Source organism: Photobacterium lutimaris, from assembly GCF_003025555.1.
GTDB classification, from domain to species: Bacteria; Pseudomonadota; Gammaproteobacteria; order Enterobacterales; family Vibrionaceae; genus Photobacterium; species Photobacterium lutimaris.
The window spans coordinates 1-23,463 of sequence record NZ_PYMH01000027.1; the positions used below are offsets into that span (position 1 = coordinate 1).

At 41.2% G+C, this 23,463-nt stretch carries 22 protein-coding genes, 1 other RNA gene and 1 pseudogene; 15 read left to right on the forward strand and 9 right to left on the reverse strand.

Annotation, left to right across the window (positions count from 1 at the left end):
- From C9I99_RS26435 to C9I99_RS26450, 4 genes are all read left to right on the forward strand, one after another.
- Positions 1–112, forward strand: a 112-nt coding sequence (locus C9I99_RS26435; protein ID WP_146151177.1) for an IS3 family transposase, incomplete at its 5' end; no start/stop codon positions are given.
- 514 nt (positions 113–626) lie between these two features.
- Positions 627–854, forward strand: a complete 228-nt coding sequence (locus C9I99_RS26440; RefSeq protein ID WP_107351820.1) for a hypothetical protein — start codon at positions 627–629, stop codon at positions 852–854.
- Positions 855–859: 5 nt separating this feature from the next.
- Positions 860–1,696, forward strand: coding sequence for a site-specific integrase (locus C9I99_RS26445; RefSeq protein ID WP_107351821.1), 837 nt, complete (start codon positions 860–862; stop codon positions 1,694–1,696).
- A gap of 96 nt (positions 1,697–1,792) precedes the next feature.
- Positions 1,793–3,343 carry a DUF3987 domain-containing protein gene (locus C9I99_RS26450; protein ID WP_133638296.1) on the forward strand — a complete coding sequence of 517 codons (1,551 nt, stop codon included), beginning with the start codon at positions 1,793–1,795 and terminating at the stop codon, positions 3,341–3,343.
- 50 nt (positions 3,344–3,393) lie between these two features.
- Here C9I99_RS26450 and C9I99_RS26455 read toward each other — a convergent pair whose 3' ends face one another.
- Positions 3,394–4,260 (reverse strand): hypothetical protein, encoded by an 867-nt coding sequence (locus tag C9I99_RS26455; protein WP_107351823.1) that lies wholly within the window; start codon positions 4,258–4,260, stop codon positions 3,394–3,396.
- A gap of 138 nt (positions 4,261–4,398) precedes the next feature.
- On the opposite strand from C9I99_RS26455, the gene C9I99_RS26460 reads away from it, so the two are divergent.
- Positions 4,399–4,755: a hypothetical protein gene (locus tag C9I99_RS26460; RefSeq protein ID WP_107351824.1), complete on the forward strand. Its 357-nt coding sequence runs from the start codon at positions 4,399–4,401 to the stop codon at positions 4,753–4,755.
- Positions 4,756–4,850: 95 nt separating this feature from the next.
- On the opposite strand, the gene C9I99_RS26465 is transcribed toward C9I99_RS26460, so the two are convergent.
- From C9I99_RS26465 to smpB, 4 genes are all read right to left on the reverse strand, one after another.
- Complete coding sequence (locus C9I99_RS26465; protein ID WP_107351825.1) at positions 4,851–8,744, reverse strand: esterase/lipase family protein; 3,894 nt, start codon at positions 8,742–8,744, stop codon at positions 4,851–4,853.
- Between the two features lie 86 nt (positions 8,745–8,830).
- Positions 8,831–10,219, reverse strand: a complete 1,389-nt coding sequence (locus C9I99_RS26470; RefSeq protein ID WP_107351826.1) for a site-specific integrase — start codon at positions 10,217–10,219, stop codon at positions 8,831–8,833.
- A 94-nt stretch (positions 10,220–10,313) separates the two neighbouring features.
- Positions 10,314–10,682: a transfer-messenger RNA gene (gene ssrA, locus C9I99_RS26475) on the reverse strand.
- 108 nt (positions 10,683–10,790) lie between these two features.
- Positions 10,791–11,270, reverse strand: coding sequence for an SsrA-binding protein SmpB (smpB, locus tag C9I99_RS26480; RefSeq protein ID WP_107351827.1), 480 nt, complete (start codon positions 11,268–11,270; stop codon positions 10,791–10,793).
- A 192-nt stretch (positions 11,271–11,462) separates the two neighbouring features.
- Between smpB and C9I99_RS26485 the strand changes: the two genes are divergently transcribed.
- Both C9I99_RS26485 and C9I99_RS26490 read left to right on the forward strand, forming a co-directional pair.
- Positions 11,463–11,897 (forward strand): SRPBCC family protein, encoded by a 435-nt coding sequence (locus C9I99_RS26485; RefSeq protein WP_107351828.1) that lies wholly within the window; start codon positions 11,463–11,465, stop codon positions 11,895–11,897.
- Positions 11,887–12,213, forward strand: coding sequence for an RnfH family protein (locus tag C9I99_RS26490; RefSeq protein WP_107351829.1), 327 nt, complete (start codon positions 11,887–11,889; stop codon positions 12,211–12,213). The genes C9I99_RS26485 and C9I99_RS26490 overlap by 11 nt, the downstream gene beginning before the upstream one ends.
- Before the next feature lie 99 nt (positions 12,214–12,312).
- Here C9I99_RS26490 and bamE read toward each other — a convergent pair whose 3' ends face one another.
- The 3 genes from bamE to nadK all read right to left on the reverse strand — a co-directional run bounded on the left by bamE (position 12,313) and on the right by nadK (position 15,551).
- Positions 12,313–12,669, reverse strand: coding sequence for an outer membrane protein assembly factor BamE (gene bamE / locus C9I99_RS26495; protein ID WP_107351830.1), 357 nt, complete (start codon positions 12,667–12,669; stop codon positions 12,313–12,315).
- Between the two features lie 139 nt (positions 12,670–12,808).
- Positions 12,809–14,476: a DNA repair protein RecN gene (gene recN, locus C9I99_RS26500; protein ID WP_107351831.1), complete on the reverse strand. Its 1,668-nt coding sequence runs from the start codon at positions 14,474–14,476 to the stop codon at positions 12,809–12,811.
- 184 nt (positions 14,477–14,660) lie between these two features.
- The gene (gene nadK / locus C9I99_RS26505) at positions 14,661–15,551 is read right to left on the reverse strand and encodes an NAD(+) kinase (RefSeq protein ID WP_208113470.1); all 891 of its coding nucleotides are present in this window, start codon (positions 15,549–15,551) and stop codon (positions 14,661–14,663) included.
- Between the two features lie 184 nt (positions 15,552–15,735).
- Here nadK and grpE point away from each other — a divergent pair, with 184 nt between their 5' ends.
- From grpE to dnaJ, 3 genes are all read left to right on the forward strand, one after another.
- Entirely contained in the window at positions 15,736–16,359 is a 624-nt protein-coding gene (grpE, locus tag C9I99_RS26510; RefSeq protein WP_107351833.1) for a nucleotide exchange factor GrpE, read from the forward strand.
- Between the two features lie 211 nt (positions 16,360–16,570).
- Positions 16,571–18,493: a molecular chaperone DnaK gene (gene dnaK, locus C9I99_RS26515; RefSeq protein WP_107351834.1), complete on the forward strand. Its 1,923-nt coding sequence runs from the start codon at positions 16,571–16,573 to the stop codon at positions 18,491–18,493.
- Positions 18,494–18,580: 87 nt separating this feature from the next.
- Positions 18,581–19,726, forward strand: coding sequence for a molecular chaperone DnaJ (dnaJ, locus tag C9I99_RS26520; protein WP_107351835.1), 1,146 nt, complete (start codon positions 18,581–18,583; stop codon positions 19,724–19,726).
- Between the two features lie 76 nt (positions 19,727–19,802).
- Here dnaJ and C9I99_RS26525 read toward each other — a convergent pair whose 3' ends face one another.
- Complete coding sequence (locus C9I99_RS26525; RefSeq protein WP_166645525.1) at positions 19,803–20,222, reverse strand: type IV pilin protein; 420 nt, start codon at positions 20,220–20,222, stop codon at positions 19,803–19,805.
- Positions 20,223–20,334: 112 nt separating this feature from the next.
- Between C9I99_RS26525 and C9I99_RS26530 the strand changes: the two genes are divergently transcribed.
- The 5 genes and pseudogenes from C9I99_RS26530 to C9I99_RS26545 all read left to right on the forward strand — a co-directional run bounded on the left by C9I99_RS26530 (position 20,335) and on the right by C9I99_RS26545 (position 23,193).
- On the forward strand, positions 20,335–20,859 hold the full coding sequence (locus C9I99_RS26530; RefSeq protein WP_107351837.1) for a GspH/FimT family pseudopilin: 525 nt from the start codon (positions 20,335–20,337) through the stop codon (positions 20,857–20,859).
- Positions 20,846–21,433: a PulJ/GspJ family protein gene (locus C9I99_RS26535; RefSeq protein ID WP_107351838.1), complete on the forward strand. Its 588-nt coding sequence runs from the start codon at positions 20,846–20,848 to the stop codon at positions 21,431–21,433. The genes C9I99_RS26530 and C9I99_RS26535 overlap by 14 nt, the downstream gene beginning before the upstream one ends.
- Before the next feature lie 13 nt (positions 21,434–21,446).
- Positions 21,447–22,811 carry a hypothetical protein gene (locus C9I99_RS26540; RefSeq protein ID WP_107351839.1) on the forward strand — a complete coding sequence of 455 codons (1,365 nt, stop codon included), beginning with the start codon at positions 21,447–21,449 and terminating at the stop codon, positions 22,809–22,811.
- Positions 22,798–22,884, forward strand: a pseudogene (locus C9I99_RS27745) (type IV pilus modification PilV family protein); the annotation flags it as partial. The gene C9I99_RS26540 and the pseudogene C9I99_RS27745, both read left to right, overlap by 14 nt.
- A gap of 3 nt (positions 22,885–22,887) precedes the next feature.
- Entirely contained in the window at positions 22,888–23,193 is a 306-nt protein-coding gene (locus tag C9I99_RS26545; RefSeq protein WP_243734700.1) for a type II secretion system protein, read from the forward strand.
- Positions 23,194–23,463: the final 270 nt, after the last annotated feature.

Here is a 23,463-nt window from a genome sequence, read left to right on the forward strand (position 1 = left end):
CGAATATATAGAGATGTTCTACAACGTTAAACGTAGACACGGTTCCAATAACCAGTTGTCGCCTGTAGAGTATGAAAAGCAGTACAAAGAGAGGCTAACTAGTGTCTACTGAGTCGGTGGCTATTCAATCCAATGAATTTAGCTAATTAGAGATATATTTCAATATAGCCGTATGCCTCAATGTTTTAGCTATGGATGATTAAATTGGCCTTGTGAAATTTGATTGCGGAACTGTTAGATTCCAAGTTAAGGATAGATAAATAGCCGCACCGTAAGTAAAGGCAAACAAAAAGGGCGGTAATCTTTCGATTACCGCCCTTTCCAAACGTTTGGTGGAGCTGGCGGGAGTCGTCAAAGTAAACCAAAATCCCTTATAATCAATGCTTTGAGTTGTTGTTATTACGACTAATAGTCTAAAAATTAGCACCAGAAATCGAAATTATCAAATCCTGATTTGAACTCCACGAAGATAAATCAGGACTCCACCAAGTCCGATAGAGCCCTTTCCATTGTAGTTTTAAACTATTGATCAACATTTTTAGCCACCGACTCGATTTCATAGGCATAGAAGAGAAGACACTTAAAAAGAACTATGAGATAACAATAACAACAAGTGAGGGGGATAAATGATAAAAGATAAGGATGTTCAGATAGAAAGAGTAATAAATGATTTTGAAAAATATAATAGATTTAGAGGTGTTTCACAAAAAACACAAAAGTCATATAGTAGTGAATTAAAAAATATATTTAAGCTAAGCAAAAAAAATCCTTTAAATTTTAATAGTAAAGATGCCAACTTTATCTATTATGCTTTATATGATATGCCAGCTAATATGATAAAAAAAAAGAATTGAATGGAGTGCGAGGAAAAGAGTTAATTGATATAAGTAATAAGCTACAGTTACCTAAAATTCAGCCAGCAACAGCAGAAAAATATCTAAATAGATTAAAGGTATTCTACGATTGGTTAGTTGGTCAAGGCTTAATTAAATCTAATCCATTTAATGGACTGAAGCCTAAAAAAAGGAATAAAAAAACAATCAATGAGAGGAAAGCATACACTGAGCAACATATAAATATGATACTTTCAAAAAATGATTTTAATGAAAAAAATATAGAATATAGGTGGTGGATTATATTGATTGCAATAGAAATGGGGTTAAGACAAAATGAAATATCACAATTATATAAAGATGATGTGGTTAAAGAAGATGGAATCTGGTGCATAAAAATACAGGAAAAAAGAGAAGACCAAAGAATAAAAAATATATTTTCTGAGAGGACTGTTCCAATACCAAACAGTTTGCTGAAGCTTGGAATACTCAAATATATAAACAGTAAAAGCAGTAGAATTTTTCCTGAGCTGAAGTATTACGAAGATGATGGTTATGCAAAGTTATTTTCTAAATGGTTTTCATATAATAAAAAGAAATGGGGTTTTAATGAAGGATATACATTTCATTCATTTAGACATTACTTCGTAAATAAACTTAAACAGTCGCAAATTGAAGAGTCAATCGTATCTGAGATCGTTGGACATGAACATGTGAGTCATACATATGGTAGATATGGAAAAGAGTATTCAATTAAAAAGTTGAAAAAAATAATAGACAATAACAGCTCAATATCGATAAAGAAAATTTTGACAAAGAGAAAAATAAACAAACTTAGAACAATGATTAGGTTTGGATTATAAGAAGGTTAGAATATGAAATAAAAAACATATCAACACTTTAAATATCTACAAAAACAAATTTATTCCATAAACAACATGGCATGAGGTTTTATTTTGTTGAAAAAAATCATGGATAAGATAAGTAAAAAACACCTAAAATCAAAAGTAAAAAATTCCAATAAGGGTAAAGAAATAAAATGGAATGAAGTGATACCTATTTCCTTTAAGAAAGTTGAAGTAAAAAAATTAACCAGAGATATGCTTCCATCCGTATTTGGAAAGTTTGTTTTTGATTTCTCAATCTCAATGAATAATACAAAGCCTGACTTTACTGCTGTTTCAATAATCACAGCAGCGGCAAGTGTAATTGGTGGTTCTTCAGTAATAACTCCGAAAGCAAAAAATAAGGGGTGGAAAGTTAAGCCGACAATTTGGGCGATGGTAATTGGTAACCCATCAAGCTATAAAACACCATCGATTAACAAAGGAGTGTCAGGGTTACAAAATGCACAGAAAAACTATATAGATTTAATTAATGGAGTTGAAGTTAACAGATATGAGTTGTTTAGGGAAGAGTATGAAAGTGAATTGAATGAATTAGAAAACAAAGCAAAGAATGCTTTCATAGAGGAGGATCTCGATCAGAGTATAGAAATAAGTAAAAGGATTGAAGAACTAAAAAATCGTAAGCCAAAAAAAAGAGAGATAATTGTTAATGATGCTACACCTGAAGCGCTTCTCTTAAGATTAGGTGATAACCCAGACGGTATTTTATCAATAAGTGATGAGCTTAATAAAATGTTTATGGGAATGAAAAAAACAGGAAGAGAGCAAGAGAGGTCTTTATATCTTGAGGGATATAATGCTTCAGATAGCCCATATATTCAAGATAGAATAGGCAGAGAAAGAGTTTATGTTTCTAGTGTACACATCAATATTGTTGGTGGTATTCAGCCAAATGTGTTAAAACCAATAATTGTTGATAGAAAACAAGGTAAAGCAGATGATGGTTTATTTGAAAGATTTCAACTTGCAGTATATCCAGACTGTAGCTATCAGCAATATGTAGATAAAGAAGAAGATCCTAAATCACAAGAGAAAGTAAATAAAATTTTTATACACTTAGCTCAGCTAGGATATCATAATAGACAAATATACAATTTCACTCCTGAAGCACAAGTGTTATGGGATGAATGGTCTAAAAAGTTTTATAAAGAATTACCTAAGTTAAGTGACAGTGAACAGTCAATAGAAAATAAATACCCAGCATTATTAGCAAAGCTTTCATTAATATTTCATCTCGTAGTGGAAGCAGAGTCGTGTGATAGTAAAGAATTCAATCCTTGCAATGAAATAGGAAAAAACAGTTTTATTATGGCCGAAAAGTGGCTAAATTATTTAAGGTCTCACTCTAAGAAAATACTTGCTATCGCTGATGGAAAAGATGAATATGATATTGATTACAGTGTTATTAACTTAAAGAAAAACTTGAATAAACTTAATGATGGTTTTACAAAACAACAGTTAGGAACAAAGGATTGGAGTCATTTAACTAAATCTGAAGATAGGAATAGAGCCTTAGCTGTTTTAGAACAACATGGCTATATAAAATTAGTAAATAAACCATCACGTAAATACTTCATTCATCCAGACTATAAAAGTAAATAAAAAGCCTGCATAACCTTCAGATAAGAAAAAGAAGGTTATGCAGGTGAGATTTAATTAAAATTATTATTAGTGATTTTTTTTATGTCAGATATGCAAGATTCAATTCTATTGAAAGTATCAATATCAACAAAATTTAATTTAGATAAATCACTATATGACTTAGAAATTCTGTTAAATTGTCGATTCATTTGCCGAAAGTTATGATCATCATAAGCTAAATACCATTTATCTATTTGGTTTTGAATTTTTAAAATTATCTTTTTTGATTGTAATTCATTATTTAAATCAAGTTTGTGCTTTTTCCATATTTCTAGTCTTTTTCCCTTATTCATCTCATGAGGTTTGTAATTTAAGTTAGACAATCCTAGTACTTTAAGAACAGCAATATTAAAAGCATTCTTTATTATTTTTGTACCAATTTTTCTTTGCAATTCATGAAGGATGATTGGTCTTCCATCAATAATAACCTTTGAAATTAATAAATGAACATGATCTCCAGTACCAGAATATATTTTTTGATCTTGCCTATGCAATACTGCTCTGATACTTTCTTTGAATTGATTTTCATATTTTTGATCTAATTTACATAGGCTAAATAGCATTTTGCAACAATATGAAACCATAAATTTCCATTGTTCATCACTAGCTATAATGCCTTTCGGTAGAGTTAAGCAATACTCTACTGCATAGGATGACAGCCTTCTTCCTCTTTTACCTGTTAAGTTCTGTTTTAAAAGGTACTGTTCGCCTTTTAACGCTATTAACTCTGAAGTCTCTTTGCTTCCAAAAAGTGAAGTAATACTTGTGGTATTTTTATGATTAGGATGCTCAATCGAATTGAGGTATCTTTCTCTAGCAGCAACTCCTTTAGAGTTTAAACGTACAGGTTGAGTTATGACAGTCCAGTTATTAATCATTTTATTTAAATAATAAAAATAAAATGGCAGTTATAAAAGGATTTCAAGATAGGACAAATGCGTTGCTTTGTACCATACTTGTTGGGGAAACCCCAAGCCCCTTGAATCCCAGATAAAATTAATTTACATTTATGATAAATGAAAATTATTACTCAATTTGAAAAAATAGAAGAGATTCGAACGGAAGGAAGTTTATCTAATAGATATAAGAAAATATCAAAGAGTATATTGGATATTTGCATTGATGCTGAGATTATTACAGAGTCAGAAGTAATTACAAAGAGTAATATATATAAATGGATCTGCCAGATTACATATATATCTGTCGCATCATACGTAATTAGAGTTAAAGCTAATAAGGGACATAAAGTAGAAACAATAGAGCAAATTAACGATGAAAACGACAAATTAATAATTAAAATAATAGAAATGATTTCAAGGACTATTCTTGAGTCAAAACCAAAATACAACTTTAATTTTACAGATAAGATTTGAAAAATGCTGACGCGTTTTGCTTGTTGGCCAACTCTATCATTATAAGCAAGCATATATTGATAGAGTCGGCTAAATGAAAGAGTTAGCGTGTTACATTAATTATGTCCTCGCCACATACTCTCTTCCTGATCACTTTCTTGTTCGCTCGCTATTTCACTTTCGATCATCTTACAGAAATCTATAGCCCAAATTTGAACACTTGGATTACTGTGGCTTTTAAATGGTGATATTACATTTAGATCATCTTCTAAATATGGAACAAGCGAGCCAGACCAAGAACGGGAGTGATAGTTAGCACTGATCTCACTAAGAAGTTTTTGGTTAGTACCAAATTCTTCGATTAGCTTTATGAGTAAAGGGGTAATGAATCTCTGATCTTCACTCTTTTCAAAAATTGAAAGCGTTCTAGCAACAATCAATAATGAATCTTCATCCTGACACCAACTAATGACATCTTTTACATCTAAAAGGGTAAATATACTGTTTGATTTCTTTCTGCTCTCTTTTCCACTTCCAATTAAATCAATCAGTCTATACCTTTTCAATCCTTGGCTGTTTTTAATTTGCTCAGAAACTTGAGGCCAAATGACATTGCCATGCTGTTGGAATGCCTTGTAAAAGGCTGGGTGAAGATAATCCCAGAGATCTGAAAAGTCTACCTCATGATTTGAGACATGCTCAACAAGGCTACGACAAAGAGATATTGCAAAATCATCATCTGAATGAGTAAGAAGTTTTTTTACTGATTCATACCAATGATAACTATCGGTATGCCAGTTTTTATTATCTTTTCCAAAAGATACATTAAGAACAATTTCCTTTAATGTTTCCTCAATTTGTTTTATGTCATATTCCTTGTTTCCAAACATATACATGTTTAGAATGTTGAGTGAAATCCAACATGATACATTATCTATTTTACTATATTCAGAACAGAAGTTAGAAATAATACTCTCTGATAAATGATCAACTGCTCCACCATAGCTTAGGACGTAAGCATAATGACTTGAAATTTCTTTATTCAAAAATAGTGATAGAAGTTTTTCTAGTTGTTTTTTATCAAATTCACCTGTACACATAACTTCAGGATAATATATTTTCAATTCATCAATTTCTGAAAACTTAGCTAGGCTATTATGCCATTTCTCTGGGCTAATTTTATATAAGCCATAAAAGTAGCCTTTAAGAAATTGAACACTTTTAACTTTATTTTTTATCAGGAAATTAATTAGTATATTTTCAAACTCTGGACAATAATCAGAGTTTAATACTATATCCCTTGCAAATAGAAATGTCTGCTTTTGTTCAGTAAAATTAAAGATCAAATTTAAATGGTTTTCTAATTTCATCTTATTATATGCAATTCTTTTAGCAAAATCTTTTGCAGAATTAGCAGCGTGATCAATTATTTCTCCATCAGAATTAATATCGTGGTCACGCGATGGATTTAGGACAATAGATTTTAATTGCTCTTCAATATTATCTAAATCTGGAGATAGCAAATGTTGCCATGATTTTAGAATTACAATTTGTTTTTTGTCAACTTTAGATGAATCATATTGGAGTGCATCTGATATAGATTGATCTGCATCAGGCCAATACTTTCCAGAATAAGAAATTATATCTTTGACCGCATCATTTAGTAACTGTGCTTGTCCAATTAATGCAAAGTTTCTTATTTTTCTTCCAAGTATGTTTTTTACATTATCTAATATATTATCTTTCTTGGAAAGTTTGAGCAAAATTGCTATGCAGGTTTTCCAATAATCATAGATTTCCTGCCAAATACTTGGTGTCCATTCAGACATCTCTGGTTTAGTTCCTTGATATTCAGCACCTACTGTTCGTGATCCTCCACCAGTCGATAACGCTGAACTTAAAGCCTGAATAATAACTTTATCGCTACTTTCTTGATTTATTATCAAAGCTTTTTCTAGTAGTCGTAATCTTTGTTCAAAGTTAGCTTCTGTGCCAGACAGTTGCCACCTGAATAATTGTATAAATTGCCCAGTAGCATTATTGCTATAACTCTCATTCTCATTCTGGGCTAACTTAAATAAACACCAGGCTGCCTCATCAAAACATTCTTCATGAAAGACAAGCATTTCTAATGACCAAATTAAGTTTCTTCTAGTATCGCCTCTTATATCATCTATTTCGCTATCAGAGAGTTGATTTGTTATTCTATATATAGCTCTGCTTGTTGCTGCAGGGTTTATTTCTACTAAAGCGCGGAAGAGTCTTGAACCCTTGCTAGAAAGTAACAATTCCGCTTGGCCGAAAGGGCGGGCTTCGCTACAAAAGTTTTCAACAAATGATTGAACGTTGATTGATGAATCAAGATATTTTATTTGAGAGCAGAAACTATCTAACAATGATGCAGGTAGTTTAGAAATTAAATCTGATTGTCGGTCATATAAACTTTCGTTCCACCATTCCATGGCAAGGTTTAAAGAAAGAGGCTTTGGCACAACTCTGGCGTATCTTCCGACGCAGTTAACAATTTCTTTTTGGGAAAAAGAAGTAATAGTTGATTCGAATTCTTTTTGTGAAGTGCCAGCAATTTGGTTTATAAATTCAGCATCACCGTTGGCATCTTCATTATGTTTCTTTGAAAACTTAAAAACATCGAACAGTGAGAAGACTTTAAGTAATTCATATTGATTATTTGTAAGCGAACCATTACCATCGATAAGCTTTTTGATTAAATCACTTTCTGTAAAGGTTGAAGAAACCTTTCCATCAGATATTAATTGTTTTGTTACCATATCGGCTAGTAAAGGGAAGCCTTCTACAAATCTTTCTAATCTTTCAATTGTCTGAGAGTTTAAGTTAGAAAGTCGAGATTGAATTAGTTCTTTTACCTTTTTAGAGTCTAACTTTTCAAGTTTAATGTGAATGCTATCATGCACGAATTCATGATAATAATTTACTGTAACAACTTTAAGTTGGCACTCATCGTGAGAGAGCATTTTATTTATTCTCTCATGAAGGCTAATGGAGCAGTTTTCTATAATGGCTAAACCTACGACATTCTCATTTACTGCTTTTTGAATACTGTCTTCAATATCCTCCTCACCACGAGTCATGTCGTAAATAAGTATATAATCATTATCAATTTTATGATGTTTTATATACTCGATAAGAAGCCGTGACTTTCCAAGTCCTGATAACCCTGTTAAACGCACAAGCTTCTTTGAGCTTTTCAATCCATCACATAGAGCTTGAAAAGCACTTTCTCTATTTTCATCTTGTACATATTTTAGATTATGATGCCTGTCAATTTTTAACCAATCATCATAGGACTTGGATGCTCTATTCTTATATTTGTTCAGTTTTTTTTTTGAATTTACAAAATCTACTAATAATTTAAAAGACAAATCTTCTTCGCTTTTAGGCTTTACTATGTCTCTGTGGTTTGCCCTTGTATTAGTTTCGACTATGTGATCTCGAAAGATACTTTTTGAACTATTAGTTTTAACTATTGCATCTTTTCCGCCTACAACACTTAAAAATTGATACTTTTCATTAAGTTTTGCGTAGCTCCATGAGTCATTTAGTTGCTCAACGAAATCTCCATCTTTATTTAGTGCTTTTAATTTTTGGCACCTTATTGGTAATTTTGAGAGAATATTTGCAAAACCACTACCATCTTGTGGTACAGCAAAAAAAGCAACTTTTGATATATTGTGTGAAAGCTGCTTAAGCTCTAAATTAAGTAGTAATTGTCTAATGACTAAACCGCCTAAACTGTGACCTACGAGAATTAGTTCATCAGCTTCAAACAGTTTATTTGCTTTAATCTCAGTTAAAAGTCCTTCAGCTAAGTTGTGGACTGAAGTTGTATTTCCAAAAAAAGGCAAGTAGCAACTGTCGTAACCATACTCTGAAACTTCACACTCGACAACTTCTTGCATTAATTCTGGAAATTTACCCCAAGTGTCCTTACCGCCATAGAAACCATGAACAAACAATAATCTCTTGTCCATATTTAGCATCCTTTATCTCTACGAAAACGTAATTTTGTAATTTAAGATATTATCTAAAACATATTATTACTTTCAATAATCTATGTCTAACTCTTGTAGTCAACTTCATCTTGAAAAATTGTGAAGTTGATAGAATTAACAGTATTTTTTAGTTTGTTGGTATCAATTGACTTTCCATACCTTTCGTAGGTGATACTGTCGTGGGCATGTCCTAGAAGCTCTCTTGCTATTGTTGGTGATATATCATTGTTTTTTAATTCCGTTGCGAAAGTGTGGCGGAAAGAGTGAAAGTCATATCCTATACCAAAACCAAGCTTTGTTTTGAAGCGGCCGAACCATTTTGATGCAGCTGAACCATAGCCATCTCTTTCCTGTTTTAGTGCTGGAAACAAACGCTCATGTTTGATGCTTTGTACATACTTTAGAAAGTTCAACTCAATCAACTTATCGTGTATTGGTACATATCTTTTACTTGATGTGTTCTTTAGCCTTTGACCCGCCAACTCATCTCCAATGCGTATGACCCATACACCATCTTTCACTAAGATATCTTCTTTATATAGCTGGCAAAGTTCATTTAATCTCGCACCAGTGTAAAGGCCCAATAAAGGTAGCCAATAGTAATGTGGATGCTTAAATTTCTGATTTATGTGAATTTCAGTATTAAAGATTTTTTGTAGATCTTTTGTTGTGTAAGCATTTTTGGCGTCCCTGCTTCTTTTTGTTTTTTTGAACCTCATTCCTTTAAATGGATTGATATCAGTAAACTCCATTTGCAGGCTCCATTCAAAAAATGATGAACATTTCTGCATGTAATCTTTCACACTGTCAGGACTCAAAGTTGGAAGTTTATGTATACGGTTTGCTGAGATCACTTCTTTTCCTCGTAACCCTGAAAATTGATTGTGTTTTTTTGAGTTTTTGGGATATGCCATTAGTAGGTTACGTACTTCTTCCGCTTGAACCCTCCGAATTTTACGAATGTCTTTTATATTGATAAGACTCAATACGATCGAGCACTTTGCATATGACATTTGAGTAGCTTTCTCACTAACTAAATTGCTTTTATAACGTTTATATTTTTCTAAGCACTTGTATACGTCATGCATTGCAGGTGTCGAAGGTACTGCAGGTGTCGAAGGTACTGCAGGTGTCGTAGGTACTGCAGGTGTCGAAGGTAGTGCAGGTGTCGTAGGTACTGCAGGTGTCGAAGGTACTGCAGGTGTCGAAGGTACTGCAGGTGTCGAAGGTAAAGTGAGATCTACTTTGCATCCAACTGACTGTTCCCGATGAAACAAAATACGCTTTCTTATCCATACTTCTAGCTCTAGAGATAGGATTGAGGCTAGCTGTTTATCAGATGTTCTCAGCGATTTCTTTATTTCATGCTTATTATCAAACAGGTGGCGGAGACGTTTAGGGATCTGATATCTAAAATACCATATACCGCTGTCAGATAACTTCATTAGCTTCATTTTAGTACCTTGATTCAGTACAACTATCAAAGCATCTGACCTAAAAATACAAAAAGGGCGATAAGTCAATGACTTACCGCCCTTTCCAAACGTTTGGTGGAGCTGGCGGGAGTTGAACCCGCGTCCAAAATCAGTCTAACAGATGGCGCTACATGCTTAGTCAGTCTTTATTCTCGTACCTACACTGCGAACTGACACGCTATGCAAATACATACCAGAATTCTATTTCGCGGTTCATCTCTCTAGCCAAAGATTCCCTCGCTATCTTGTTTGGGTTTGAACCCCTGTTATTCCCCGTCTTACAAGCGGAAGCTAGGGCAGGAGCGCTCTCAGCAGGGTATTAAGCTGCTAGTGCGTAGTTTTCGTCGTTTGCGACTATTTTTTGCGGCTTTTTTACGAGGCCAACCGCACCTCGGCATGCTCCACAAGCCTTCGTGATCCTGTCGAATCCTAAATCAGCCCCAGAGTGTTAAGACGATGGTAACAGAATTTCACCTAGCGTCAATACAATTCCCTGCCAGACTGATTTTTATGGATGAAAATCCACCAACATACTGACAGGCAAAGAGTATTAGCGGTTGCTGCTTTTCATGATACGGGCCTTGTCACGCTGCCAATCGCGGGCTTTGGTGTCTGCTCGTTTGTCATGAAGCTTCTTACCGCGCGCGGTACCTATCTTTAGTTTAACAAAGGATGCCTTCCAGTACATGGAAAGGGCGACAATTGTTTCACCGTCACGGTTTACTGCGCCTGACAATTTATCGATTTCACGACGGTTCAATAGCAGTTTACGGGTACGTGTTGGATCGGCTACCACATGGGTAGAAGCCGCATTGAGCGGGGTGATGGTCATGCCGGAAATGAAGGCTTCACCGTTACGCAGGAACACATAACTTTCAGTCATGTTCACTTTGCCATCACGGATGGCTTTTACTTCCCAACCCTGCAGTGATATGCCGGCTTCGTACTCGTCGCTGATCGCAAACTCGAAACGGGCGCTTTTGTTCTTGGCAATTGTATTGCTACTTTGCTTTGGTTTTTTCTTGGCCATAAATACTCTTGAATGTTGCTGTCCCAGCCTTTAATACATTGGCTGGTCGAAAAGTGTTTATTTATAAATCAATGAGATGATGACAATAAACACGCTTATTTTGGCTGTTAGCCCAGTAATGGTATCATTGGGTTTGTCCTTGTCATAGGTTTTCGCGTGACAGGTGGCACGTTTTAACCGTAAGGAGAAGCTATGCCTCAGATCAGCCGTTCTGCATTAGTACCATTTAGTGCAAAACAAATGTTTGAACTTGTTAACGATGTTGAATCCTATCCTGCATTCCTGCCGGGTTGTTCCGGAACCAAAATTCTGGAGAGTTCAGAGCAGCATATGATGGCCGCTGTTGATGTGTCTAAGGCTGGGATCAAGAAAACATTTGTGACCCGTAATGATCTGACAGACAGTAGTTTGATCGCGATGCAGTTGGTCGATGGTCCCTTCACCCGCTTGGTGGGTGGGTGGCACTTCACCGAACTCGATGCCGAGGCGTGCAAGGTTGAGCTTAAGCTGGATTTCGAATTTACCAATGGCCTTGTGGAAGCCGCGTTCGGTAAGGTATTCCGTGATTTGACCAATAACATGGTGTCTGCCTTTACCCAGCGTGCGCGAGAGATTTATGACTTCTGAAGATAAGTTGATCCACGTAGAGGTAGTGTATGCGCTGCCTGATGTGCAGAAGGTGATCCGGGTGACGGTTACGCCGGACATGCAGGTCCAGCAAATCATCGAACAGTCCGGTGTACTGACACTGTATCCTGATATTGATCTTAAAAAGAACAAGGTTGGCATTTACAGCCGCAATGTGAAGCTGGATGCGACGGTGCATGATGGTGACCGTATTGAGATTTATCGCCCGTTACTCGCTGATCCGAAAGAGATCCGACGTAAGCGTGCGGAGCAAGCCAAACAAGAAGCGCTGGTAGCCAAGGGCGAGAAAACCTAACCTCAGGCCACTTAACGACAATAGACACAAATAAAAAAGCTCGCCAATGGCGAGCTTTTTTGTTTATAGCAACCAGATATCTTTGGTTAAGCAACAACCTTAGTTGAATTGCTCCATGAACTGAGGGCTTTTTTCGTAGTCCCCTTCAAGGCTGGTCAGCTGATTCTGGGCACTGAACTTCAGGATCAGGTTTTTCTGTTGTGGCTCTCCGTGACCAGGCTTGTGGTAGTAAACGTAATACCACGTATCTGGATACTCGGGTTCAACCAGCATCGGTGAGCCAAGCACGAACTGTACCTGCTCTTTGTTCATTCCATATCGAAGGGTGTCGATATCTTTTTGTTCCAGGTAGTTACCCTGGTTAATATCAATTCGGTAAACCAGTCGTTCAACGACTGAACAGCCACCCAATAAACTGACCGCTAAAGTTACGGCAGCAAGGTTTTTCCAACTCATAGCATCCCGGCATGTTCGCTTTATTCTGCAGCGATGATAAACAACCCCCGAGCAGAAGTAAAAAAGCAGTAAAGAAAAAAACTGTAATTGAGACTGTAGTACAACCAATTAGTTGCACTGCCCGTTAAGTTTATTCTATTTATGCCGCAATCAGCAGTTCTTTCGCATTGGCCAGTGTGCGTTCGGTAATTTCACTGCCGCCCAGCAGGCGTGCCAACTCATTAACACGGGCTTCTTGGGTCAGTGGGTACATGTTGGTTTCGGTTTGTCCCTTGCTGGATTTTTTCGCCACGAACATCTGCTGGTGGCCACAGCCGGCGACCTGTGGCAAGTGGGTGACACACATGACCTGGGTTGATCCACCCAAGGTACGCAGCATCTTGCCGACAATAGCGGCTGTCGGTCCACTGATCCCCACATCGACTTCATCGAAAATCAGGCTTGGGGTTTCGACTTTCTGGGCGGTGATCACCTGAATAGCCAGGGAGATCCGCGATAGCTCACCACCGGATGCGACTTTGCCAAGGGGCTGCAGCGGCTGGCCTGGGTTAGTAGACACCAAGAAGGTGATAGTGTCGAAGCCTAGCGGGCTGAGCATGCCTTCGGTATCACTCTGGACATCAATCTTGAACACGCCGTTTTCCATGCTGAGCTGGTGCATGCTGTCGGAAATCTTCTTGTCGAGCTCCTTGGCATAGCGTTGGCGGCTCTTGCTGAGTTTCTCGGCGCTGGCGAGGAATTTTTGGCGCAGGCACTCGACGTTCTCGGCGATTTCTTCCAGGCGTTCGTCACTGCAATCAAGCTGTTCTAGCGCTTTGAGTAGCTCTTGGTGTTTGGTGTACAGTTCATCCGGCATTACGTAATGCTTACGTGCCAATGACATGATTTTGGCCAAACGCTCTTCAAGGTACATCAGGCGCTGTGGATCCATATCCATGTTGTCAAGGTAGCTGCGTAGCTCTTGGCTGGCCTCTTGCACTTGGATAATGGCCTCTTCGAGCATCTGAGGGATAGCATTTAGGTTGCTGTCGATTTCGCCCAAGCAGGCGACTTCCTGACAGGCTGTTTGTAGCATGTTCAGCGCGTTGCAATCTTCGTTGTCATACAGCATGGACAGTGCATTTTGGCTGGAAACGGCCAGTTCACCACTATTGGACAAGCGCTTGTGCTCTTCTTCAATCTCGGCAAATTCTTCTTCGGCCAGAGCCAGTTCGTTGAGCTCTTTGACTTGGTATTGGATCAGTTGCTTTTGTGCTTCGTTCTCTTCGCGGTTTTGGACCAAGCGCTTGTAGTCGTTGTTGGCCTGACGCCAGCGTTGGTAATGGTTGCGGGTTTTTTCCATCAGGTGATGGTGACCGGCGTACTGATCCAGCATTTGTTGCTGGTAGTCCGGGCGCATCAGCTGCTGGTGGGCATGCTGGCCATGAATATTGATCAGCAATTGACCTAGGGCTTTTTGCTGCGAAGCGGGTACCGGGCTGCCGTTAATAAAACCACGTGAGCGGCCTTCTTTGGTAATGACACGGCGCAAGATACACTCGTCACCATCAATCAGTTCGTTATCTTCCAGCCAGCGGCGGGCCGCTTGGTTGTTCAGCAAGGAAAAGGCGGCAGAAATTTCTGCTTTGTCTTCATTTGGGCGAACCATGCAAGCTTCGGCGCGATCACCCAAACACAAGCCAAGTGCATCGATGGCAATGGATTTACCTGCACCCGTTTCACCGGTGATAGTAGTCATTCCCGGTTTAAGTTCAAATTCAAGGTTTTTGACAATAGCAAAGTTAGAGATCGTCATATGAGCCAGCATGTGTTCACCTGTTTAAATCAACACCTGTTTTTTCATACAGTATATACTGTATCTACATACAGTAAAGTACTGTTGGTAAAAAATTGTCGGGAAAGTTTGATCTGAGTTAACGCGCTGAAAGTAAGCAATAAAAAAGCCAACCGGGTGGTTGGCTTTAGAAGAGGCTGTTTATGCCGGCTTCGACTTAAAATAATCGACTAGACCAGCCCAGCTTACCTCTTAGGACTTCGTAGTAGCTGTAGTTTTTCGGGTGGATCAGCTTTAAGGTCTCTGGGCTCTGGTAAATATGGATTTCATCGCCAGGGCTAACAGGCAGCGAAACCTGACCATCACAGCTCACTTCCAGCGTGCTGCCGTTGGTGGGTGAAACCATCAATTTGATCCGGCTGTTGCCATCGACGACCAGTGGGCGGCACGACAAGGTATGCGGGAACATAGGTACCAGTGAAATCGCATTGAGCTCGGAGGACAGGATAGGGCCACCGCCGGACAGGGAATAGGCGGTCGAGCCTGTTGGCGTCGAGATGATCAGTCCGTCGGAGCGCTGCGAGAAGGCGAAGGTATCGTCGATATAGACTTCGAACTCAATCATGTGGGCGATTTTGTCTGGGTGCAATACCGCTTCGTTGAGGGCGGCATTGCGGCTTTTAATCAAGCCGTGGCGGTGAACTTCCGCTTCCAGTAAAAAGCGTTTTTCGACCACATATTCGCCATTGAGCACTTGATCGAGTTCGTCTTCGAAAGCATCGGGATCAAGATCGGTTAAAAAGCCGAGGCTGCCACGGTTAACGCCAATCACCGCAATGTCGAAGCGGGACAGTACCCGCGCCGCGCCCAGCATATTGCCATCACCGCCAACCACGACTGCCAGATTGGCTTTGTCGCCAATGGTCAGTAAGTCGCAAAAGACCGCTTTGGGCAGTGACAAATCGTTGGCCAGCCGATGGTCAACAAGTACGTCATAGCCTTTTTCAACCAGCCACTTGTAGAGGCTCATATGGGTCTGCAGGGCTTCGGGGTTACGGGGTTTGCCAATTATCGCGATAGTCTGGAAAACGCGTGTCATGTCCATGATCCGACAAATAAAGAGACGACCAGTATAGCGTCAGGATTAGACCGTTGTCGCGCATTGTGATCGATATCGGCTTGAATCATTGAACTTCATCCCCATAATAGGCGCATAAGCGAGTTTTTTTGGATAGAGCAGATTATTCTATCCTCAACTGAATACACCATGATCTTGGCGGAGAAGCGAAAGCATGAGCAACGAAGAGAAAAAAGTACAGGACGAACAGCTACAGCAAGAGCAAACTGTTGAAGCGGTTGAAACTGAATCTGCTGAGGAAGAAGTGATTGAGATGACACTTGAGGAGCAGCAGGCTGCCCGCATCGCTGAGCTTGAAGCTGCGTTGCTAACTAGCGACGCAAAAGTACGCGAGCAGCAAGATAGCGTATTGCGTGCCCGTGCCGATGTTGAAAACATGCGTCGCCGCAGCGAGCAGGAAATCGACAAGGCACGAAAGTTTGCTCTGAACAAGTTTGCTGAAGAGCTGCTACCTGTTATCGATAACATGGAACGTGCTATCGAGATGGCAGACAAGAACGACGAGGCAATCAAGCCAATGGTTGAGGGTGTCGATCTAACCCTTAAAACCATGATGGGCACGGTTGAGAAATTTGGCCTGAAGCAGCTAAACCCAATGGGTGAAGCCTTTAACCCTGAATTCCACCAGGCAATGTCTATCCAGGAAAGTGCCGAGCATGAGCCAAATACCGTGATGCTTGTGATGCAGAAGGGCTATGAGCTGAACGGCCGTGTGATCCGCCCTGCGATGGTGATGGTATCGAAAGCGGCATCTGGCAACATCGATACCCAGGCGTAAGCGGGATTGTGATTGAAACAAGCCCGCTTTTAAGGCGGGCTTTTTAATTTTTTTTTGATTTTTTTTCGGTGTCGCCCTTGAAAACCATTTGGCTGCCCCTATTTAGTAGTCATACGACATCGTAAATCATTTTCTGCGGGTATACCGCATTGTCAGTGGCGTTTAGATAACGGGCTGGCAATTAAGCTAAACGAATTTCGGAGAAAGCCTGATGGGTAAAATCATTGGTATTGACTTGGGTACAACTAACTCTTGTGTAGCAGTACTTGATGGTGACAAGCCACGTGTAATTGAAAATGCTGAGGGTGAGCGCACAACAGCATCTGTGATCGCATACACCCAAGATGGTGAAACTCTAGTTGGTCAGCCAGCTAAGCGTCAGGCGGTGACAAACCCTGAAAACACGCTATTCGCAATCAAGCGTCTTATTGGCCGTCGTTTTGAAGACGAAGAAGTTCAGCGCGACATCGAAATCATGCCTTTCAAAATTGTTAAGGCTGACAACGGTGATGCATGGGTAGAAGCGAAAGGCCAGAAAATGGCTGCTCCTCAGGTATCTGCTGAAGTTCTTAAGAAGATGAAGAAAACAGCTGAAGACTTCCTAGGCGAAGAAGTAACGGGTGCAGTTGTTACTGTTCCGGCTTACTTCAACGATGCTCAGCGTCAAGCAACAAAAGATGCTGGCCGTATCGCAGGTCTAGAAGTTAAGCGTATCATCAACGAACCAACGGCTGCTGCTCTGGCTTACGGCCTAGACAAGCAAGGCGGCGATCGCACTATCGCTGTTTACGACCTTGGTGGTGGTACATTCGATATCTCTATCATCGAAATCGATGAAGTTGAAGGCGAGAAAACATTTGAAGTTCTAGCAACCAACGGTGACACGCACCTAGGTGGTGAAGACTTCGATAACCGCATGATCAACTACCTAGTAGAAGAGTTCAACAAAGAGCAAGGTATCAACCTTAAGAACGATCCGCTAGCAATGCAGCGCGTTAAAGAAGCGGCTGAAAAAGCGAAGATCGAACTGTCTTCTGCACAGCAAACTGACGTGAACCTACCTTACGTTACTGCCGATGCGACTGGTCCTAAGCACATGAACATCAAAGTGACGCGTGCGAAACTAGAATCACTAGTTGAAGACTTGGTTCAGCGTTCTCTTGAGCCACTAAAAGTTGCTCTGGCTGATGCTGACCTATCTGTAGGCGACATCACTGACGTTATCCTTGTTGGTGGTCAGACGCGTATGCCTATGGTTCAGGCGAAAGTCACTGAGTTCTTCGGCAAAGAGCCACGTAAAGACGTGAACCCAGACGAAGCCGTTGCTGTCGGTGCTGCTGTTCAGGGTGGTGTACTTGCTGGTGATGTTAAAGACGTACTTCTACTGGACGTTACTCCATTGTCTCTTGGTATCGAAACCATGGGCGGCGTAATGACTAAGCTAATCGAGAAAAACACCACGATCCCTACTAAGGCGAACCAGGTGTTCTCGACGGCTGAAGACAACCAGAACGCGGTAACTATCCACGTTCTACAGGGCGAGCGTAAGCAAGCGGGCTACAACAAGTCTCTTGGTCAGTTCAACCTTGAAGGTATCAACGCAGCTCCTCGCGGTATGCCTCAAATCGAAGTAACTTTCGACCTTGATGCCGACGGTATCCTGCACGTATCTGCGAAAGATAAGAGCACAGGTAAAGAGCAGAAGATCACTATCCAAGCATCTAGTGGTCTGAGCGACGAAGATATCGAGAAAATGGTACAGGAAGCAGAAGCTAACAAAGAAGCGGACAAGAAGTTCGAAGAGTTGGTAACTGCACGTAACCAAGCTGACCAGCTGGTTCACGGTACTCGTAAGCAAATCGAAGAAGCGGGCGACGCACTTCCAGCGGAAGACAAAGCGACTATCGAAGCGGCTGTGAACGAGCTTGAAGAAGCACGTAAAGGCGAAGATAAAGAAGCTATCGACGCGAAAGTTCAGGCACTTATCGCTGCATCTCAGAAGCTGATGGAAATCGCTCAGCAGCAAGCTCAAGCACAGCAGGCTCAAGCAGGTGGCGAACAGCCGCAGCAAGAGAAGCAAGACGACAACGTGGTTGACGCTGAGTTCGAAGAAGTTAAAGACGATAAGAAATAAGATAGTTAATTCTTAATCTTATTTGAGCGCGGGCGTTGGAGGTTACTCTTGCGCCCGTAGCTGTATTAAGGCAGGTGACAGATAAGTATGTCAAAACGAGATTTTTACGAAGTTCTGGGCGTAAGTCGTGATGCGTCAGAGCGTGATATCAAAAAGGCCTACAAGCGCCTTGCGATGAAATTCCACCCTGACCGTAACCAGGGTGACGATCAAGCGGCTGAGAAATTCAAAGAAGTTAAGACTGCATACGAAATCCTAACGGATCCTCAGAAGAAGGCAGCCTATGACCAGTACGGCCATGCAGCCTTTGAACAAGGTGGTATGGGCGGTGGCGGCGGCTTCGGCGGCGGCGGTGCTGACTTCGGTGATATTTTTGGTGATGTGTTTGGCGATATCTTCGGTGGCGGTGGCCGTCGTGGTGGTCAGCAGCGCGCACAGCGTGGTGCCGATTTACGCTATAACATGGAGCTGACGCTGGAAGAAGCGGTTCGTGGCTGCAGCAAAGAGATCCGTGTACCTACTTTGGTTCACTGTGATACCTGTGATGGTTCTGGTGCTAAGAAAGGCACCTCGGCAACCACATGTGGTACCTGTCATGGCCAAGGCCAAGTACAGATGCGTCAGGGTTTCTTCGCGGTTCAGCAAACCTGTCCACACTGTCACGGTCGCGGCAAGATCATCAAAGATCCATGTGGCACTTGCCATGGCCAAGGTCGCAAAGAAGAAACCAAGACCCTGTCTGTGAAAATTCCTGCCGGTGTCGATACGGGCGATCGCATTCGTCTATCGGGCGAAGGTGAAGCTGGGGAATTTGGCGCGCCAGCAGGCGATCTGTATGTACAGGTGCATGTTGCTCAGCACAATATCTTCGAGCGTGATGGCAACAACCTTTATTGCGAAGTCCCGGTCAGCTTTACCATGGCTGCGATTGGCGGTGAGGTAGAAGTTCCGACCCTTGATGGCCGTGTGAACCTCAAAGTACCATCTGAAACCCAGACCGGTCGTATGTTCCGCATGCGAGGCAAAGGTGTAAAATCAGTACGCGGTGGTGCTGTGGGCGATCTTATCTGTAAGCTTGTGGTAGAAACACCTGTTAACCTAAGCGCTCGTCAGAAAGAATTGCTGCAAGAGCTTGAAGAAACACTCGGCGGTAAAGCCGCAAAGAAGCATAAGCCAAAAGCTGAAGGGTTCTTTGATGGTGTGAAGAAGTTCTTCGATGATCTGACCGGTTAAGGCCAGTTTCGTCTCCTATAAAAAAGCCAGCGAAAAGCTGGCTTTTTTATGCCTGAAATTTACGAGGATCGCTCTGCTACCAGCAACCGCTGATGGCGGTACCTCCCTTTTTCGCCTCTGTTCGTCCACTGGCTGCAACGGACAACACCCCGCAGCTATCATCATCTTGGATCGTATTTACCTTGGGGGTGGCCGCTAAAGTGTAAGGTGGCAGACCGCCGTTTATATATGTGGCGGAAAAGTTGTAGTAGTCGGTATTCAGGTTGCAGGAGGGACAACTGTTGTTGTCGACACTGGCTGGGTAGCTACCGTTGCGAGTAAATTCATCTTCCATCCACAGGTGCAGCATCATCAGCCCTGCCTGGGCTGATGTACGGTGACCTGAACGTTGATGATCAAGGTAGCTTGGGTAAGCTACGCTTGCAAGAACGCCGATAATCACAACAACAATCAGCAATTCGATTAGTGTCACACCTTTCTGTCTAGTTGTATGCATGCTTTTCCTTAACTTACGAGTCATCTCGCTATCTATAGTTTTACTTAACAATCATGATGTTATGTGGTGATAACCTATATCTAACATAATTGGTGTTGGATGGCGGTGTGGAGTGAAAAAACTGGGATCGGCTAGCGGCTTTAGTATGATTGAATTGCTGATTGTTACTTCCGTGGCTGTGATATTGATGATGGTGGCGGCCCCTTCTTTTACCCAAATACTGGACTCTCAGCAGCTTGGCTCTGCGACTAATCGCCTCGCTTTGCTTTTTAAACAAGCGAGGCTTGAGGCCATTAGGCGAAACCAAGAATTGTATATCCACAATCTGGACATGGCAGTTCCGACAAAAAATAGCTGGTGTGTTCTGGTCACACCAAGCCCAATCAAACCTGCATCGTGTGCTGTTGAACAGGTCATCTCGAGCTTGCATGGCGAGTCGTTCCCTCGTTTATCTGTAAGTAATTCAAAGGCTCGAGTCAGCCTTGATCCGGCAAGGGCAATAACTGGTTCTGGTATGTCCTATACCTTGACCAATCCAGAGATGGGGGAGGGAGTTGTTGTGAAAGTTAATATCAGCAGTAAGTCGAGGGTAACAATTTGTTCTGTGGGTACGGTGGTTGGTTATGAATCGTGTTAAGCAAAGCGGTATGACATTAATCGAATTGATGCTGGCCTGTGCTATGGGGACAGTATTGCTGATGGTATTGTCCAGCGTTTTCGCTAATGGGCTCAGCACATCGAGCCGTATCAGCCAGCAACTTAGCTTTGACTCTCACTTTCATGAGTTGAATCAGTTTATCCGCGATGATCTTCGTCGTGCGGGCTTTGCTATTGAAGGCGCAAGGGCTGGCGCCGTTAAGTGGGAGGACTCCCCGCAGACAGTGTTTGTTAACGCCGCCTGGGATTGTTTGGCTTATGCCTATGAGTTTACAGATGGCGGGACAGACAAAGTTCGCTATTCCTCACTGTATTTGGATGAAAATAGCGAATTGATACTTTATACAAAAGAGCAAAATACCACGGAGTTACCCAAAAATATTGCTAATGCCTGTAGTGGAGGGGAGGTGATATCTGTGAGTTCGGAGATTCAGTTGACCAGCTTTGTGGTAGATACTTCCCTGTTTCCTGCCATCACTATCGCGATGTCTGCAAAATCGCAGGTTAATGGATCCGAGGATAGTAGCCAATTGAACGTTACCGTCGTGAATTAATTCGGAGAAGGATATGAGGCGTCGTCAAAATGGATTTGTCACCCTGACCGTGACACTAATGCTCATGGTGCTGGGAACGTATGGTTTATACCAGTCTGTCGAAATGAGTCACTATAACGTTAAGCGCTTTCAAAATGTGCTCTCGGCCAAAAAGAGTCATTGGATAGCCGAGGGGGGCTTGCAATGTGCGTTTGCCATTAATCAAACAACAGTGGGGGATCCTCAAACGCGTTCATATAATGCTTGCGATGCTCTGGTGCTAGGGCAAAGCGTAGACGAGAACCGCCTGACATTGGCGGTTACGGGTCAACAAATTGGAGTAGGTAGCTTATACACACTTAAGAGCACGGTGTCGGAAGATAACGGTCCAGGGCAAAGAGAGGTTGCGAAAGAGGTTAAGGTCGAGAGTGTCTCACCGATGCCGGGTATTTTTAAAACGTCATCAGATTTTACTTTGCGAGGAGATTTTGAATTCTTACCTAATCACAACGATGGCGAATGTATAACCATCATTGTGAAAGGTCATGATAATTTCAAGCATACGGATAGTACAACCAATTCGATGTTAATCGTTCAAGATGGTGATGGTTATAGCGCAGGGCAACTCCCCAGCAGTGTTACGCCAGAGAGTATCCAGGGAAGGGCAGAGCTATCTAGTGCGGGTACCTGTAATTCAGGTTATCAAAGCTTTGCAAAGGCTGGGACAACCTGGCCACTAGCAAAAGATATTCTAGAAGAGCCTAAAATGGATATGTTCAAAGACCTATTTGGCGTACCCAAAAGTGAATGGGAAAGTGTCAGGGACAACGGTAATTATACTTTAATAAGCCCGCCTAATGGGGAAACCACAAATTTGGATTGTGCTGAGCAAATCAATACGGCATTTAAAAATGGCGACAGATCGTTTTGGGTCGAAGGAAGTTGCTACTTAGCCCAACCATCCACCGAGGCAGGTTCGAAACCTATCAACTTTACATCTCCTCAGTCACCGATGCCAGATACTGATTCAACTCTAATTGTGGTGCAGGATGGCGCGGTTTTTCATAATGGACAATTGGGAATTTCTGGTTTGCTTTACCAGTTTAAAACTGATGATAACAAACAAGGAGCAATTTCAGATGATATGGTCAGCTTTTGCCATACCGCCAATTTATGCACCGATACTTCCCATGAAGCGCCGTTCAAGAACACGGCATTTTATATCAGTGGTTCTTTATATGCCTTTGGTGGCATTGCGGTTGATATGGAAGGCATGAATTTTATTGCCAATGCAGGATTTAAAGCCCAATACAACGATAAGTATTGGAAGGACAGGTTACCACCTACAACAAATACCGTCGTGAAATGGCAGCAGGGAACGTGGCGTGATTTTCAATAGAGTAAGAAGCACTCAAGGTTTTAGTTTAATAGAAGTATTGGTTTCTTTAACTATTGTCGTAGTAGGGGGGCTAATAATGATTAAGATGCAGTCTTATTATGAGCGTGAAGGAGAAACGGCTGCAAAAGGGCTAATAGCCACTCAAATTGCGGAAAACCAATTGGAGCTGATAAAGCCGCTCGCTTATAGCGCTATAGCATTGAATGACATTTCCGGTACGATTAGTCGAGCTGGGACGACATTTGATTGGCGACAGGTTGTACGCTCGAAAACATTGGCGACCGCTGGCGATGTGAAGCAAGTTGAAATTACGGTCACCTGGGAAGATCGCTGGCAGCAGGCACAGAGTGTTTCCCTTGCGACAATTCGAACACAGTATTGAGCGGTATTTTATCTAAAACCCACGCTCTGATTATTTATTGAGCGGGCGATCGTTTATTTGCAAAAATCTGTTGCCCTCTCTAATTCACTCCCTATAATGCGACCTCACTGACACGGAGCACGGCAACTTAAGCCGCTAACCAGTCAGTATTGTTCTTTAACAATTTGACCATGCAATCTGTGTGGGCACTCGTGAAATGATAGTCAACAAAAGAATTATCAATGAAACTGAGTGACCAATTCAAGTTGGTACAGCCTTGAGCTGTTTTGT

Coding starts and splice junctions, on each gene's coding strand:
- C9I99_RS26440 (WP_107351820.1), top strand. CDS start 627: ATGATAAAAGATAAGGATGTTCAGATAGAAAGAGTAATAAATGATTTT.
- C9I99_RS26455 (WP_107351823.1), bottom strand. CDS start 4,260: ATGATTAATAACTGGACTGTCATAACTCAACCTGTACGTTTAAACTCT.
- C9I99_RS26460 (WP_107351824.1), top strand. CDS start 4,399: ATGAAAATTATTACTCAATTTGAAAAAATAGAAGAGATTCGAACGGAA.
- C9I99_RS26465 (WP_107351825.1), bottom strand. CDS start 8,744: ATGGACAAGAGATTATTGTTTGTTCATGGTTTCTATGGCGGTAAGGAC.
- C9I99_RS26470 (WP_107351826.1), bottom strand. CDS start 10,219: ATGAAGCTAATGAAGTTATCTGACAGCGGTATATGGTATTTTAGATAT.
- smpB (WP_107351827.1), bottom strand. CDS start 11,270: ATGGCCAAGAAAAAACCAAAGCAAAGTAGCAATACAATTGCCAAGAAC.
- C9I99_RS26485 (WP_107351828.1), top strand. CDS start 11,463: ATGCCTCAGATCAGCCGTTCTGCATTAGTACCATTTAGTGCAAAACAA.
- C9I99_RS26490 (WP_107351829.1), top strand. CDS start 11,887: ATGACTTCTGAAGATAAGTTGATCCACGTAGAGGTAGTGTATGCGCTG.
- bamE (WP_107351830.1), bottom strand. CDS start 12,669: ATGAGTTGGAAAAACCTTGCTGCCGTAACTTTAGCGGTCAGTTTATTG.
- recN (WP_107351831.1), bottom strand. CDS start 14,476: ATGCTGGCTCATATGACGATCTCTAACTTTGCTATTGTCAAAAACCTT.
- grpE (WP_107351833.1), top strand. CDS start 15,736: ATGAGCAACGAAGAGAAAAAAGTACAGGACGAACAGCTACAGCAAGAG.
- dnaK (WP_107351834.1), top strand. CDS start 16,571: ATGGGTAAAATCATTGGTATTGACTTGGGTACAACTAACTCTTGTGTA.
- dnaJ (WP_107351835.1), top strand. CDS start 18,581: ATGTCAAAACGAGATTTTTACGAAGTTCTGGGCGTAAGTCGTGATGCG.
- C9I99_RS26525 (WP_166645525.1), bottom strand. CDS start 20,222: ATGCATACAACTAGACAGAAAGGTGTGACACTAATCGAATTGCTGATT.
- C9I99_RS26535 (WP_107351838.1), top strand. CDS start 20,846: ATGAATCGTGTTAAGCAAAGCGGTATGACATTAATCGAATTGATGCTG.
- C9I99_RS26540 (WP_107351839.1), top strand. CDS start 21,447: ATGAGGCGTCGTCAAAATGGATTTGTCACCCTGACCGTGACACTAATG.
- C9I99_RS26545 (WP_243734700.1), top strand. CDS start 22,888: ATGATTAAGATGCAGTCTTATTATGAGCGTGAAGGAGAAACGGCTGCA.